The sequence below is a fragment of the Neoroseomonas marina genome, from assembly GCF_012927745.1.
Classification (GTDB): Bacteria; Pseudomonadota; Alphaproteobacteria; order Acetobacterales; family Acetobacteraceae; genus Neoroseomonas; species Neoroseomonas marina.
On record NZ_JABBKX010000016.1, the window covers coordinates 1 to 11,996 of the forward strand.

The following is an 11,996-nucleotide window of genomic DNA, read 5'->3' on the forward strand; positions in this document are numbered from 1 at the left end:
CCCCCCCCCCCCCCCCCGGCCCCCCCCCCCCCCCCCCCCCCCCCCCCCTCCCCCCCGCGGCGGGGGCCCCCCCCCCCCCCGGCGCGCGGGGGGGGGCCTCGCCGTTCCTGGGGCCTTGCGCCGATGACCTTCAAGGACGCCGCCGCCGCGATCGCCGCCGCCGGGCGCCGGATGGACGCCATGGGCTGGGTGCCGGCGACGGCGGGCAACATCTCGGTCCTGCTGGGTGCCGATCGGATGGCCATCACCCGGTCCGGCCGCCACAAGGGCATGCTCGCGCCTGCCGACGTCATGCTGGTGGACGGGCAGGGGGCCTCGCTCGAACCCGGCGCCAGGCCCTCCTACGAGACCCTGCTCCATTGCGGCATCTACCGCCGCTTCCCCGGCACCGGGGCGGTGGTGCACGGCCATTCCGTCGCCAACACGGTGCTCTCGCGCCGGGCGGGGGCGGAGATCCGCCTCGCGGGGTTCGAGCTGCTCAAGGCCTTCCCCGGCGGGCCGACGCACGACACCGAGGTCGCCGTCCCCGTCCTCGACAACGACCAGGACATTCCCCGACTGCAGGCCGTGCTCGACGCGCTGTGGAACCGCACGTCCGATGCGCCTCCCGGCTACATCATCCGCGGTCATGGGGTATATGTCTGGGGTGCCGACATGGCCGCGGCGATGACGCGGCTCGAGGCGCTGGAATTCATGCTGCTCTGTCACCTGGAGGAAGGGAGGCACACGCGATGAGCCTGCTGACGATCCGCGACGCCGCGACCGGCGCCGAGACGCTGAAGACCGAGGACCCGGCGCAGATCGCCGAGGCGCTGCGCCCCATCGGCGTGCGCTTCGAGCGCTGGCCCGTCGCCGCCCTGCCGGCGGGCGCCGAGCCCGAGGTGGTGCTCGCGGCCTATCGCCCGCACCTCGACGCCTTCCTCAAGGAGACCAAGGCCGGCACGGCCGACGTCATCCGCCTGACCGCCGACCATCCGCAGAAGGATGCGATCCGCGCGAAGTTCCTCTCCGAGCACATCCACACCGAGGACGAAATCCGCTTCTTCCACGAGGGCGCGGGCAATTTCGTCATGCATGTGGACGGCAAGATCTACGACGCCCACTGCACGACGGGCGACCTGATCTCGGTGCCGGCGAACACGAAGCACTGGTTCGATGCCGGGGAGGTCCCGCACGTCACCGCGTTGCGCGTCTTCACCGACACCACGGGGTGGACGCCGCACTACACCGGCAGCGACATCGCCGCGCGCATCCCCGTCACGGTGGGCTGAGCGCGCATGGCCGTGCCCACGACCTGCATCCTGACGGACATCGAGGGCACGACGAGCGCCATCGCCTTCGTGAAGGAGACGCTGTTCCCCTTCGCGGAGGCCGAGCTCGACGCCTTCCTCGACGCGCACGAGGAAGAACCCGCCGTCGCCGCGGTGATGGCCGAGGTCGGCCACATCGCGCGCGAGCAGGACCCGCGCTCGACCCTGCGCATCTGGATGGCCGAGGACGCCAAGGTCACGCCGCTCAAGACCCTGCAGGGGCTGATCTGGCGGGCGGGCTACCTGGATGGGCGGCTCAAGGGGCATCTCTGGCCCGACGTCGCGCCCTGCCTCCGGGCGTGGTCGCGGGCGGGGCTCCGCCTCGCGGTCTATTCCTCCGGCTCGGTGGAGGCGCAGAAGCTGCTGTTCGGCCATTCCGTCGCGGGCGACCTCACGCCACTCTTTGACGGCTTCTTCGACACGAAGGTCGGCGGCAAGCGGGACCAGGCGTCCTATGCCGCCATCGCCGCGGGCCTGCACCTGCCGGCCGGGGAGGTCCTGTTCCTCTCGGATGTCGCCGAGGAACTCGACGCCGCCGCGGCGGCGGGGATGCGGACCTGCCAATTGGTGCGCCCGGCCGACGGCACGCAGCCCTGCGGCCGACACCCCGAGGCCGCGGACTTTCCCGGCGTCGCCCGCCTGTTCGGCCTGCCCGCGGCGGGCTGAGCGTGCCCTACGCGGTCGCGCTGCGCCTCGACGCCGCCGCGGCCGCGCCCATCGAGGCGATGTGGCGCGCCCTGGCCGTGGCCGGGCTGCACAATGACAGCCTGGCGCTCGGCTATCCGCCGCATGTCACGCTCAGCATCCATCCCGATGCCGCGGACCCGGCGCGCCTGCGCAAGGCGGTCGCCGGCTGCGCCGCGCAATGGGCGGCGGTCGATGTCACACTCGCGGGCTTCGGGGTCTTCGCCATGCCGCTGCCCGTGCTTTTCCTGGCCCCGGTCGTGACCGAGGCATTGCTTCTGCGTCAACGGGCGCTGGCCGAAGTCCTCGCCGGGCTCCCCGGCGACCCGCATTACCGGCCCGGCGCCTGGGTTCCGCATGTCACGCTCGCGAAGGGCGGGCCGGCCGGCGATCCGGGGTGGCTGGGGCGCGCCCTCGATACCCTCGCGCCCCTGTGGCCGGCGCTACGTCCGGCCCGTGCGGAATGCCTGGAACTGGTGCATTTCCGCCCCGTGACGGTCCTGCAAAGTCATCACCTGCCAAGTGGGTTGGCGCATGCCGCGGCAAGCGTCTAGAAGCCGCTGAACGCCCACAGCGGAGGTATCCCGTCATGCTGACGACCTGGACGGTCGAGGACGGCCGCTGTCGCGTGCGCGAGGGCGCGGTCTCCGACATCACCGCCGTGCTGCCCGCCGAGGCCCAGGCCGCCGCCGCCGCCGCCTGCGAGCCCGACGCCCTGCGCCGCGCCGTCTGGATCGACCTGTTGAACCCGACCCCGGCCGAGGAGAAGGCCGTGCAGTCGGCGCTGTCCCTCGAGGTCCCGACGCGCGAGGAGATGCAGGAGATCGAGAGCTCGTCGCGGCTCTATCGCGAGGGCGACGCGCTCTTCCTCACCGCGAACTTCCTCTATGGCGTGGACGCCGGGGAATACAGCTCGACGGCGATCACCTTCGTGCTGACCGGCACCTCGCTCGTGACCGTGCGCTATGCCACGCCGAAGGCCTTCAGCGCCTTCGGCGCGCGCGCGCAGCGCCAGCCGGGCAACCTGCTGGCCAGCGCGGACGGGGTGATGCTCCACCTGTTCGAGCAGATCGTCGATCGCCTCGCGGACGTGCTCGAACGGGTCGGCGCCGACATGGACCGCGCCTCCCAGCGCACCTTCCGCGCCGCGCGGGCCAACGTGAAGGCCAACCGCCGCGACGACCAGCTGAAGGAGACGCTGATCACCCTCGGCCAGGTCGGCGACGTCACCACGCGCGCCTCGGAAACCCTTCTTGGCCTCAACCGCATCCTGACCTTCGTGGGGGCGGAAAAGGCGACCGCGGTGCGCAAGGAGAACCAGAACCTCATCAAGACGCTGGTGCGCGACGTGCGTTCCCTGGTCGAGCACGCGAACGTCCTCAACAACAAGGCACAGTTCCTGCTCGATGCGGTGCTCGGCGTGATCAACGTGGAGCAGAACGCGATCATCAAGACCTTCACCGTGGCCTCGGTCGCGCTGATGCCGCCCACGCTGCTCGCCTCGATCTACGGCATGAACTTCGAATACATGCCCGACCTGAAATGGCAATACGGCTATCCGGTCGCCCTCCTGATGATGATCGTGAGCGCCATCCTCCCGATCTGGTATTTCCGCCGCAAAGGCTGGCTCTAGACCCGCAAGGACGTTCCGCATGGCCGAACCGACCCGCGTCGCCGCATCGCTGACCAATTGCCGCTGGGGCGCCTTCGATGCCTCCTTCCCGCCGGTCGCGTCGATCGACCCGGGCGAGGTCGTCATCCTCGAATGCCTTTCCGGCGGGCCCGAGCAGATGCCGCCGCAGGAAAAGATGATGGCGGTGCATCCGGTGCTGCGGGAGATCCACCAGAAGCTCCCGCGCCTCGGCGCCCACGTCATCACCGGCCCGATCGAGGTGAAGGGCGCCGAGCCCGGCGACGCGCTGCGCATCGACATCGAGAAGATCGAGCTCGGCGCCGATTGGGGTTTCTGCGGCTTCCGGCCCCTGTTCGGCACGCTGCCGGAGGACTTTCCCTACCGCCGCACGCTGCACATCCCCGTCGACAAGGCGGCGATGACCTGCCGCCTGCCCTTCGGGCCGTCCGAAGGCGGGATGGACCTGCCGCTGGCACCCTTCTTCGGCGTGATGGGCGTCGCCCCGCCGCGCGACTGGGGGATGATCAACACCAAGGAACCGCGGGCGAGCGGCGGCAACCTCGACAACAAGGAACTGACCGAGGGCAGCACGCTCTACCTGCCCGTGTTCAACGAGGGCGCGCTGTTCTCCGCCGGCGACGGCCACGGCGTGCAGGGCGATGGCGAGGTCTGCATCAACGCGCTCGAGATCTGCCTCACCGGGCATTTCCGGCTGTCCCTGGTGAAGGGCGGCGGATCGCGCGACCCGGTGCTGAAGTTTCCCCGCGCCGAGACCAGGACCCACTACATCACCATGGGCCTCAACGAGGACCTCGACCTCGCCATGAAGCAGGCGCTGCGCGAGATGATCGCCTTCATCTGCTCGCGCACGAACCTCTCCGACGCCGATGCGTACCAGTTCTGCTCCCTCGCGGTGGATTTCCGCGTCACCCAGACGGTGAACGGGGAGAAGGGGGTGCACGGGATGCTCAGGAAGGGGCTGCTGTTCTGACGGAAGCACCGGGAGGGGCGCCGCCCCTCCCGGACCCACCCTGTCAAAGGCCGAAAGGCCTTTGGAAACCGATACCCGGGTACCGATAGGCGGGGATGTGCTGAGAGAGGTGATCGGGCGCAGGTTCCGGCAGGTCCGGACCGAGCAGGCGAAGCACCTCTGGGGCTGCCGGGCCGAGGACTTCGTCACGGTCGCAAGGCCCGACGCGGATTGGTGGAAGCCGGGCGAACACGCCTATTTCGGCGAAGCCTACCGCACCATCGCCGCCCGCTTCCCACGCGATCCCACCGATTCCGACCTCACCGAAGCCGCTGTCACCACGCGCGAGGCCGATCTCGTTTGCCGCATCGTCGCGGCGCATTTCGGCGCGCGCGCACCCCGCATCCTCGACATCGCCTGCGGCACCGGGCGCCACGCCCTGGAGCTCACGCGCCGTGGCTTCGATGTCGTCGCGATGGACCTGCAGGAAGGCTGCCTGCGCATCGCCCGCGCGCAGGCCCCGATCGCCTGCACCGCGGCGGACATGCGTCACCTGCCGCTCGCCGACGGCTCCGTCGACCTCGTACTGAACATGTGGAATTCCTTCGGCTACTTCCTCGACGAAGCCGAGGAAGCCGGGGTGCTGCGCGAGTTCCGACGCGTCCTGCGCCCCGGCGGCATGGCCCTGCTGCACGGCGATCTCGACGCCGAGGCCGCCCTCGGCGGGCAGTGGGTCGAGCACATGAAGGTGCCGCTGGGCGAGGGCGCGATCTTCCTCGCGCGCCAGGTCCAGGTGCCGCAGCTCGGCGGCCTCGCCTGCCTGTCCTGGGTGGTCTTCCCCGGCGAGGAGCCCTTCCAGAGCCCCGCCTTCTTCATGCGTGCCCGCGACGATGCGAGCTGGATCCGACAGGGCCAGGCCGCAGGCTTCGACGCCGTGCGCATCGAGCGCCTGCCGGGCGCGGTCCGCCGGGAGTGGGTGGTGCGGCTGCTCGTCTGAACCGTCGCGGCCGGGCGGCCGTCAGCGGCCCGGGGTGAGCCGGAGGGGCGCGCCCCTCCGGCCGTCATCCTGCGTCAGCGCTCGACGCACATGGCGACGCCCATGCCGCCGCCGATGCACAGCGTCGCGAGCGCCTTCTTCGCGTTGCGCTTCTGCATCTCGAACAGCAGGGTCGTCAGCACGCGCGCGCCCGAGGCCCCGATCGGATGGCCCAGCGCGATCGCGCCGCCGTTCACATTGACCTTCGACGTGTCCCAGCCGAGGTCCTTGTTCACCGCGAGCGCCTGCGCCGCGAAGGCCTCGTTCGCCTCGATCAGGTCGAGGTCGTCGACCTTCCAGCCCGCCTTGGCCAGCGCCTTGCGGGAGGCCGGGATCGGCCCGGTGCCCATGATCGACGGGTCGACGCCCGCGGTCGCCCAGGACACGATGCGCGCCAGCGGCGTGATGCCGCGCTTGGCGGCCTCGGCCGCCGTCATCACCACCACGGCCGCGGCGCCGTCATTGATGCCCGAGGCGTTGCCCGCGGTGACCGTGCCGTCCTTCGCGAAGGCGGCGCGCAGCTTCGCGAGCACCTCCATCGTGGTGTCCGGCTTCGGATACTCGTCGTCGCTGACGACGACGTCGCCCTTGCGGCCCTTCACCGTCACCGGGACGATCTCGTCCTTGAAGCGGCCGGCCTTCATCGCTTCGCCCGCCTTGCGCTGGGAGTTGAAGGCGAACTCGTCCTGCTCGGCGCGGGTGATCTGGAACTTCTGGGCGACGTTCTCGGCCGTGTTGCCCATGTGGTAGCCGTGGAAGGCGTCCATCAGCCCGTCGCGCAGCATGGTGTCGACGAGGGCGAGGTCGCCCATCTTCTGGCCGGCGCGCAGCTGCTGGGCGTGCGGCGCCTGGGTCATGCTCTCCTGGCCGCCGGCGACCATGATCTTCGCGTCGCCCGAGGCGATCTGCTGGGCGGCGAGGGCCACCGCGCGCAGGCCGGAGCCGCAGAGCTGGTTGATGCCGAAGGCGGTGTGCTCGACCGGGATTCCGGCGTTGACGGAGGCCTGGCGGGCGGGGTTCTGGCCCGAGCCGGCGGACAGGATCTGGCCCATGATGACCTCGTCCACCTGGCCGCCTTCGACCTTGGCGCGTTCCAGCGCCGCCTTGATGGCGACGGTGCCGAGCACATGGGCTGGCAGCGAGGCGAAGGCCCCGTTGAAGGCGCCGACCGGCGTGCGGGCGGCAGAGGCAATGACGATTTCAGTCATGACTGGCTTTTCTCCCTTCGGGGGCATTGCGGTGCAGCATGCGCCCGGGTGGGGCGCGGAACAAGCATGGCCTGCGCGGGTCCGGCCTGCGCTTCAGGCCGGTGTGGCAACGGTGTCGAGCCACGCGCGGAAGGGGTGCCACAGCGCAGTCTCGGCGCCGCCGCCGGCGACCATGCTGATGTGCCCTGCGGGGGCGAGGTGAGTCTTGACGTCGCGCAAGCGCAGCGCGGCGGCGAGCGCGGATTCCGGCGGGACGATGCGATCGCGGTGGGGGATGCCGGCGAAGGCCGGGCCATCCCAGCCCGCGGGGTCCACCACCTGGCCGGCGACGTGCCAGGCGAGCCGCCCCGGTTCGTTGCGGCCATACCAGCCGGCGAGGCATTGCCGTGCGACGGGAGCGGGCAGGGGGATGCCGTCGTTCAGCCAGTCCTCCAGCGCGACGAACAGTTCCGCGCGTTCGGACTGCGGGTCGAGCCGCGCGAAGGCGCGGAACTTCTGCGCGATGCCGAAGGGATCGAGCAGCGCGAAGAGCGACTGGATGGCATCGACCGGCAGGGCCTCGGTCGGCGCCATCATGGTCTCGAGGCCGGGGAGCAGCGCGGCGGCGGTGCGCGCGCGGCGCGGCCCGTCCGGGCCCGCGTGGAAGTCCCAGGGCGTGGCGAGCAGCGCCAGCGCGCGCACCCGGTCCGGCCGGCGCAGCGCCGCGGCGAGGGCGAGCAGCCCGCCCATGCAGTAGCCCGCGAGCACGACCGGCCCGGGCGCTGCCATCAGTGCGCGTTCGAGGCGCCCGGCGACATAGTCGGTCAGGGTGAAGGTGCGCTCCGCCTCGCCCGGCCAGCCCCAGTCGAGCAGCAGGGTGCGGTAACCCTGGCCGGGTAGCCAGCGCATCAGGGACCGCCGCGGCGTCAGGTCGAGCACATAGGCGCGGTTCACCAGCGAAGGAACGAAGAGCACCGTGAGACCATCGCCGCCGAAGTCGAGCAGGCGGGATCCGCCCTCGGTCCAGATCGCCGGCGGGTCGGTCATGCGGCGCTGCCAGGGATGGCGGCGATAGGCGGCAAGCCCGCCGATCATGGCGCGGTCGGCCCGCGCCAGCCGGTTCAGGACGGCGGTGCCGAAGGCCTCAGGACCGTGGCCGGCGGCGGCGAGGGCGGCCAGGATCCGGTCGCGTTCCGCCTGGCCCGCCTTCGAGATCGGCCAGGCGGCGTTCGAGTTCCGCCAGGCGGTCAGCCATGGCGTCCCGGGCAGGCTGCTCGTCGCGGCGAGCGCCCGCAGGCCCGCCAGCCCCAGATGGAGCGGCAGCGGCCGCGGGCCGCGGCGGCGGAGGGGGGCTGTCATGCCCACCCGCCGGGTAGCGGGGCGCCATGGCGGTGGCCGCGCGCATCCACGCCGCCCCGAGCGCGGCCCAGGCGGCCCATTGCTCGGCCAGTTCGGGATCGGCCGCCAATCCGGCGATCTCGCTCTGCCACAGCGCGATCCAGTCCTCCGCGAGGCTGTCGAGATCCTCAGGCCGTTCCATCGGGGCTCCTCGCCGGGCCGGACCATACATTGCGCGGGCCGGCGACGGAACGTGCGGATTGCGCCTTTCGCTGCACCGCAAAGAGCGTGCTAGGCTGACGCATTGAGGGGCGGTTCAGAGAGCGGAGAACCCATGGCGGGCAGCACGGCGACGACCGGTGGGCAGGCGGGCGAGGCGACGGCCCCGCCGGTGGTGGTGAAGAAGTACGCGAACCGGCGCCTCTACAACACCGAGGCCTCGTCCTACGTCACCCTGGACGATCTTGCGAAGATGGTTCGCGACGGGCGCGACTTCGTCGTCTACGACGCCAAGACCGGGGACGACATCACGCGGTCGGTGCTGACGCAGATCATCGTCGAGGAAGAGAGCAAGGTCGGGCAGAACCTCCTGCCCACGGCCTTCCTGCGGCAGCTGATCGGCTATTACGGCGACAATCTGCAGGGGCTGGTCCCGCGCTACCTCGAATTCGCCATGTCCTCCTTCGGCCGGCAGCAGGACCAGATGCGCCGGACCATGGAGCAGACCATGGGCGGCTTCATGCCGTTCCCGCCGAATTTCGGGAACCTCGAGGAACTCGGGAAGCAGAACATGGCGATGATGGAGCGCGCCATGAGCCTGTTCGCCCCCTTCGGCCGCCGGGAAGAGGGTTCCGCCCCCCCGTCCGGGGAGGTCGAGGCGATGCGGGCGGAGATCGAGGCCCTGCGGCAGGAACTTGCGAAGTTGCGCGGCGCGCGATCGAAGGATTAGGCTGTCGTAAGGAACGTCACGTGACCGTGATGCTCGCATAAGTAGAAAATCTAGTTTTCTGTTGCAGTGCTGCGGTGTAGCCTCGAAGGCGGTGTCATGAACCTGCCCATCCCCCCCCAGGCGTCCGTGAACGACGCGGCCGCCGACGACGACAGCTCCACCCAGCGCGCGAGCCTGGTGGATCATCACGTGGGCGCGCGCATTCGCGAACGTCGGACGACGCTCGGACTGTCCCAACAGCAGCTCGCGCGCATGATCGGCGTCACCTACCAGCAGGCGCACAAATACGAACGCGGGCTGAACCGGATTTCCGCCGGCCGCCTGTTCGAGATCGCGCAGGTTCTGGACGTCCCGATTTCCTATTTTTTCGAGGGGCTTGGCCCGGGTTCGGAGGCGCAGCCCGTCTCCCCGCGCCAGCGCATGTTCCTCGAACTCGCGCGGAACTTCGCGCTGATCGACAACGACAAGCACCAGGAGGCGCTGAGCCAGATGGCCCGCGCCCTCGCCGCACAGTCGCAGGCCGCGCAACGCGATCGCGACGACTGAGCCGGGGCGGACAGCGCCCCGCCTGATCAAGCCGTCCGGCGATGTCGGACGGCTTTTTTCATGCCCGGATCCGCCCATTCGATGGGCAGATCGGAAATTTTCGGCTCAATCAGGCGCCTTTTGCTGCTTGACTGCCCGCGGTCTGGGCAGGGTCGCCTATGCTGCTCCGCAGCAACCCTGATGCAGCGGAGACCTTGATGCATCCGACCTTCAGCCGCCGGCGCCTCCTGAGCGGTGGCGCGGCGCTCGGCATGGCCGCGAGTCTGCCTTACGACCTCGCGCAGGCGCAGGCGCCGGCGGGCAACCTCCGCGTCGGCATGACCGCCTCCGCCGTCCCGCTGTCCAACGGCATGCCCGACCAGGGCGCCGAGGGGCACCGCTTCATGGGCATCACCATCTACGACCAACTGGTGCAGTGGGACCTGTCGATGAGCGACCGGCCGGCGCCTCTGCGCCCCGGCCTCGCCACCGCCTGGCGGGTCGATCCGGCCAATTCCAAGCGCTGGATCTTCACGTTGCGCGAAGGCGTGAGGTTCCATGACGGCAAGGTCATGACGGCCGAGGACGTCGTCTTCTCCTACAACCGCGCCTTCAGGAACGATGCGCCCGAATTCGACCCCCGCGGGTCGGCCCAGGTGCGCGGCCGCATGCCGACCATCGCCAACTGGTATGCGGAGGGCGAGAACACCTTCATCGTGGAGACCCGCACGGTCGACAGCCTGGTGCCCTATGGCGCGACCTGGGTCGGCATCACTCATCGCGGTGCCTGGGAAGCCGCCGGGCGCGACAACGACCGGTTCCTGACCCAGGCGATCGGCACCGGGCCCTTCAAGCTCGAGGCGTTCAGCATCCGCGAGCGCGCCGTCCTCGCCCGCAACCCCGACTATTGGGAGGCGCGGCGCATCCCGAAGGTCGCGCGCGTCACGCTGCTGCCGTTGCCCGAGGCAAACACGCGCGTCGCCGCGCTGCGGTCCAACCAGGTCGACTTCGTCGAGGCGCCGCCGCCCGATGCCATCCCGTCGCTGCGCCAGGCCGGGTTCAACATCGTCACCAACCAGTACGGCCACAACTGGACCTGGCACTTCAACCTCAAGGAAGGCTCGCCCTGGCGCGACGTGCGGGTGCGCCGGGCGGCGAACCTCGCGATCGACCGCACCGGCATGAAGGACATGCTGGCGGGGACGATGCTCGAGGGCGGTGGGCTGGTGCCGGTCGGCGGACCGTGGAACCCGGTGCGCAGCCCGCGCCTGACCTATGACCAGGCGGGCGCGCGGCGCCTGCTGGCCGAGGCCGGCATCACGCCGCGCACGCCGCTGCGCACCAAGGTCGCCATCTCCTCCTCCGGTTCGGGGCAGATGCAGGTGCTGGCGATGAACGAGGCGCTGCAGCAGATGCTGAAGGAGGTCGGCATCGAGGTGACCTTCGAGGTGTTCGACTGGAACTCGCTGCTCGGCACTTGGCGGGAAGGCGCGGGCGCGCCGTCCTCGCGCGGCTGCGATGCGATCAACGTGTCCTATACCGCGCTCGATCCCTTCACGGCGCTGGTGCGGCTGCTGAAGTCGGACCTGACGCCGCCGGCGGCGAACAACTGGGGCTTCCTGAACGATCCGGCCTATGACGCGATCATCAACCAGGTCTACGAGACCTTCGACCCCGCGGCGCAGGACGCGCTGCTGAAGCAGCTGCACGACAAGGTGGTGGACGACGCGCTGTTCCTGTTCGTCGCCCACGACATGAATCCGCGCGCGATGCATGCGCGGGTGAGGGGCTTCGTGCAGGCGCAGTCCTGGTTCCAGGACCTGACGCCGATCAGCATGGGTTGAGGACCGAGGCCACCCCGCCGAGGGCCGAAAGGTATCGGTTTCCAAAGGCCTTTCGGCCTTTGGTGGGGAGGGTCCGGGAGGGGCAAGGCCCCTCCTGGTCAGCCCTTCTTCGGTTCGGGAACTTCCACCGCCCCGCCGCCATTCTTCCAGGCGGTGAAGCCGCCGCCCACATGGGCGACCTTCTCGAGCCCCATCTCCTGCGCCGTCCGCGCCGCGAGCGCGGAGCGCCAGCCGCTCGCGCAGTAGAAAAGGAACCGCTTCGGTTCCTGGAACACCGGCTTGGCGTAGGGGCTGTCCGGGTCGATCCAGAATTCCAGCATCCCGCGCGGGCAGGAGAAGGATCCCGGGATGCGGCCCTCGCGCTGGATCTCGCGCGGATCGCGCAGGTCGACGAAGACCACGCCGTCATCGCCGTGCAGCCGCAGCGCCTGGTCGACGGGCACCGTCTCGATGACCGCGTTCGCTTCCTCGAGCAGCGCCTTGTAGCCCTTCTTCATCCTCGCCTCCCGTGTGACGGCGG

The 11,996-nt window shown here is 70.3% G+C and carries 13 protein-coding genes; 10 read left to right on the forward strand and 3 right to left on the reverse strand.

Features of this window, described 5'->3' with window-relative positions; all coding sequences use genetic code 11:
* The first annotated feature begins 123 nt into the window (after positions 1-123).
* From GWK16_RS24300 to GWK16_RS24330, 7 genes are all read left to right on the forward strand, one after another.
* Positions 124-735 (forward strand): methylthioribulose 1-phosphate dehydratase, encoded by a 612-nt coding sequence (locus GWK16_RS24300; protein ID WP_170056606.1) that lies wholly within the window; start codon positions 124-126, stop codon positions 733-735.
* Positions 732-1,271, forward strand: a complete 540-nt coding sequence (locus GWK16_RS24305) for a 1,2-dihydroxy-3-keto-5-methylthiopentene dioxygenase (protein ID WP_170056570.1) — start codon at positions 732-734, stop codon at positions 1,269-1,271. Before GWK16_RS24300 ends, GWK16_RS24305 begins: the two co-directional genes overlap by 4 nt.
* Positions 1,272-1,277: 6 nt before the next feature.
* Positions 1,278-1,976: an acireductone synthase gene (gene mtnC / locus GWK16_RS24310; RefSeq protein ID WP_170056571.1), complete on the forward strand. Its 699-nt coding sequence runs from the start codon at positions 1,278-1,280 to the stop codon at positions 1,974-1,976.
* Between the two features lie 2 nt (positions 1,977-1,978).
* Positions 1,979-2,548: a 2'-5' RNA ligase family protein gene (locus tag GWK16_RS24315; RefSeq protein WP_170056572.1), complete on the forward strand. Its 570-nt coding sequence runs from the start codon at positions 1,979-1,981 to the stop codon at positions 2,546-2,548.
* A gap of 35 nt (positions 2,549-2,583) precedes the next feature.
* The gene (gene corA / locus GWK16_RS24320) at positions 2,584-3,627 is read left to right on the forward strand and encodes a magnesium/cobalt transporter CorA (RefSeq protein ID WP_170056573.1); all 1,044 of its coding nucleotides are present in this window, start codon (positions 2,584-2,586) and stop codon (positions 3,625-3,627) included.
* A gap of 19 nt (positions 3,628-3,646) precedes the next feature.
* Positions 3,647-4,618: an acetamidase/formamidase family protein gene (locus GWK16_RS24325; protein WP_170056574.1), complete on the forward strand. Its 972-nt coding sequence runs from the start codon at positions 3,647-3,649 to the stop codon at positions 4,616-4,618.
* A 109-nt stretch (positions 4,619-4,727) separates the two neighbouring features.
* Complete coding sequence (locus GWK16_RS24330) at positions 4,728-5,594, forward strand: methyltransferase domain-containing protein (RefSeq protein WP_170056575.1); 867 nt, start codon at positions 4,728-4,730, stop codon at positions 5,592-5,594.
* A gap of 74 nt (positions 5,595-5,668) precedes the next feature.
* On the opposite strand, the gene GWK16_RS24335 is transcribed toward GWK16_RS24330, so the two are convergent.
* Positions 5,669-6,841, reverse strand: a complete 1,173-nt coding sequence (locus tag GWK16_RS24335) for an acetyl-CoA C-acetyltransferase (protein WP_170056576.1) — start codon at positions 6,839-6,841, stop codon at positions 5,669-5,671.
* Between the two features lie 93 nt (positions 6,842-6,934).
* Positions 6,935-8,179 (reverse strand): alpha/beta fold hydrolase, encoded by a 1,245-nt coding sequence (locus GWK16_RS24340; RefSeq protein ID WP_170056577.1) that lies wholly within the window; start codon positions 8,177-8,179, stop codon positions 6,935-6,937.
* 313 nt (positions 8,180-8,492) lie between these two features.
* Between GWK16_RS24340 and phaR the strand changes: the two genes are divergently transcribed.
* From phaR to GWK16_RS24355, 3 genes are all read left to right on the forward strand, one after another.
* Entirely contained in the window at positions 8,493-9,107 is a 615-nt protein-coding gene (gene phaR / locus GWK16_RS24345) for a polyhydroxyalkanoate synthesis repressor PhaR (protein ID WP_170056578.1), read from the forward strand.
* Positions 9,108-9,233: 126 nt separating this feature from the next.
* The gene (locus tag GWK16_RS24350; RefSeq protein ID WP_338144559.1) at positions 9,234-9,653 is read left to right on the forward strand and encodes a helix-turn-helix domain-containing protein; all 420 of its coding nucleotides are present in this window, start codon (positions 9,234-9,236) and stop codon (positions 9,651-9,653) included.
* Positions 9,654-9,850: 197 nt separating this feature from the next.
* Positions 9,851-11,476 (forward strand): ABC transporter substrate-binding protein, encoded by a 1,626-nt coding sequence (locus GWK16_RS24355; protein ID WP_170056580.1) that lies wholly within the window; start codon positions 9,851-9,853, stop codon positions 11,474-11,476.
* 98 nt (positions 11,477-11,574) lie between these two features.
* Here GWK16_RS24355 and GWK16_RS24360 read toward each other — a convergent pair whose 3' ends face one another.
* Positions 11,575-11,973: a rhodanese-like domain-containing protein gene (locus GWK16_RS24360; RefSeq protein ID WP_170056581.1), complete on the reverse strand. Its 399-nt coding sequence runs from the start codon at positions 11,971-11,973 to the stop codon at positions 11,575-11,577.
* Between the last annotated feature and the right edge of the window lie 23 nt (positions 11,974-11,996).